At 44.8% G+C, this 2698-nt stretch carries 2 protein-coding genes; both read right to left on the bottom strand.

All coding sequences use genetic code 11. The features are described from left to right. Positions 1-228: 228 nt before the first annotated feature. On the bottom strand, positions 229-1581 hold the full coding sequence (locus Q0369_RS06935) for a TonB-dependent receptor (RefSeq protein WP_298097792.1): 1353 nt from the start codon (positions 1579-1581) through the stop codon (positions 229-231). A 21-nt stretch (positions 1582-1602) separates the two neighbouring features. Further along, complete coding sequence (locus Q0369_RS06930; protein WP_298097789.1) at positions 1603-2319, bottom strand: TonB-dependent siderophore receptor; 717 nt, start codon at positions 2317-2319, stop codon at positions 1603-1605. Positions 2320-2698 lie beyond the last annotated feature (379 nt).

Raw genomic sequence — 2698 nt, 5'->3', positions numbered from 1 at the left:
AATTTCGTAACTTGCGGGCTTTGCAACCCATAAAATTTTGCAGTTTGTTAAATTTTAAAAATTGCGGAATTTTATAGCGCTAGAAATTTATGCCACATTTAAGCCTTATCACCAAAAGGTCGCGATGAGATTAAAATTTAAGATGAGGTCTAAATTTAAAAAGAAAGAGGGGCAAAGGCTCGGGTAAGCTTTAAAATTTAACCCGCGCTTCGCCCATATAAGCTTAATCTAAAATCTTACTTCCAAATCGACGTAGAAATTTCGTCCAGCACCCACCACCACAGTCTCGCGCGTGCGGTTTGCGTTGATGTAGTGTCGATCGAAAATATTATTTACGCCAAAGCTTACGTCCGCGCCGTCAAGGGCCGGAATAATGCCGTTTTTGATCTTGTAACTTCCTCTAAAATTAGCGATCGTAAAGGACTTATCTACATAAAAATACTCCCTCCCGCGTGCAAAATATGAAGCGGGTTTGGAGTGAGGTTTGAAATAGTGGCTCACCTGAAATCCTAGACTCAAATCTTGCAGCGGCGAATAATCTATGTTCGCGCTTAACTTTTTGGCGTGGTTATTGATGTTTTCGTGCGTCTTTTTATTGTAAATTCTAAGTCGCTCGAAGCTCGCGCCGAAATCAAAGTCCTGCGTTTGGTAGTTTGAGCTTAGCTCAAAACCATGCCTTTTGGCTTGATCGATATTTTGATACTGCCCGTATTGTTGCGAAAAGCCGCCCGGCGGCACGCCCAGATGCGGTAGCGGCTTAACGTCAATCATATCTTTGATATTGCCGTTAAAATAGATAAATTTCATATCGAAGTGATCGTCCGTAAAAATTTCATCCTGTTTAAAACTAAATCCGACCTCGTACTCTTTGACGGTTTCAGGCTTTAGATCGGGATTTGGGATGTAATAATACATTCGGTTTATCGGTCCTGATTGCGATGTTTCGTGCGGCGTAGGCGCGCGGAAACTCTCGCTATATCCCGCTAAAAGAGTAAATTTATCAAAGAGAGTGTAGGCAATTGCCGCGCGCGGAGAAAATCTGGAATCTTTAAATTTAGCCGATCTGCCTTTGATGTCGCGATCGAATCTATCGTATCTACCGCCTAAGGTAAGCTCTAAATCATCGTGCAAGCGGATCAGATCCTGTGCGAAAAGCCCGTAGCTATTGTATTCATTCGGAAATGAGGCGAAATCTCTTAGCGCTCCATTTTGGATAAAGATCGCATCCTCCTGCCTATTTTCGTAATCGCCGCCGAAAGCGAAGCTATGATTTAAAAAGCCCGTATCGAATTCCGAAATATTTTTGATCTCTAATCCCTTACGATCGTCTTTGTTCGTGTAGCTGCCGGTATCTGCGCCGTCGATATAGCCGCGTTTATACTCGGCTCTGCTTTTGTAGGCCTTAAAAGACATATCCACTAGCGGGCTTTGCGGCGTGAAGCTCCAATCAAAAACGTAATCTCTCTGGCTTAAATTTCCGCTTACGAAGAGATCTGCATCATTTTGCCATAGTGTCTGCCACATCGTGTGTAAATTTTCGTCGTAATCAAAGGCGCTGAAGCTTATGCGGTGATCGTCCAAATTCGCGCCGATCTTAAAAAATCAGGTATCGATATGCTCGTTATTGAAGCTCTTGTCGTAGTCCGGGGCGTAGTGCGTGCCGCCGTCTGCGAACTTAACGTTGCCGTAGCTTGCGCGCTTGCCGTAGAGTAAAACGTCGATCGGAATTTCCTCGCCCTTGCCGTAAATCGCGCCGCGCGTGCTATGCATATTGTTTGATTCGAGTCTCTGTCCTAGCATCAAGCCTACGTTTTTGCCCTCGCTTAGATAATCGCTCGCGCTTTTGGTTTGCATATTTACGATACCGCCGATCGCGCCCGAGCCGTGCAGCACGGACGAGGCGCCCTTTATGACCTCGACGCGCTTTAAGATATCGCTATCGGTGCGAAAAGATGAGATCATATTGGAGTAAATTCCCACGCTCCTGCGCACGCCGTCTTGTTTGATGATGACGCGCTCGTCGCTTTGATATCCGAATCCGCGGATCTGAAACTGCCTGCCGATCTGCCGCCCCATATCCATACTGCCGTCAACGCCCGGTATCTGCATGATCGAATCGACCACGTTGGTTTTGGCTTTCATATCCTTGGGGGTTAAAATTCCGGCCGAGCCTGCGTATTTTAGGTTATCGACCACGCTCACCGTCGCTTGCACGACGATTTGACCCAGATCCTGCGACTTCGTGGCGTTATTTTCGGCCGCATTCGCTCCGCCTATTGCGCCTATCGCAAGCGGCACCAATAAAATTTGCTTTTTCATGCCTCGACCTTTAAAATAAAATTGAAATACATTATTATATAGCTACATACTTAAATAAGGTTGAAATTTAATTTCAAAAATATTTGAAATTTGTTTTTATTGGCGGCAAGTATGCGCTCCGCTTGATCTGCTTCTGCGTTTTGGCTTCGGTTTTGTCCGTATCCTTCCGCGCTGTTTCTGCACTATTTCCGCACTTTACCTGCGTCGTATAGGCGGATAAATTCGGCGTTTTTATCTCAACAAAGAGTCTAAATTTAAACGCCGCGATTCGTTCGCGTCTAAATTTAGCAATCGCTTGAGCGATTTAAATTCCTTGCTTTTCGTAAATTTAGATCGGAATTTATTTGCTTTTTATTTTACAAAGGATAAAATCGCGCCT

Source organism: uncultured Campylobacter sp. (assembly GCF_938030685.1).
GTDB lineage: Bacteria > Campylobacterota > Campylobacteria > Campylobacterales > Campylobacteraceae > Campylobacter_B.
This window is presented reverse-complemented; position numbering and strand designations above follow the sequence as displayed.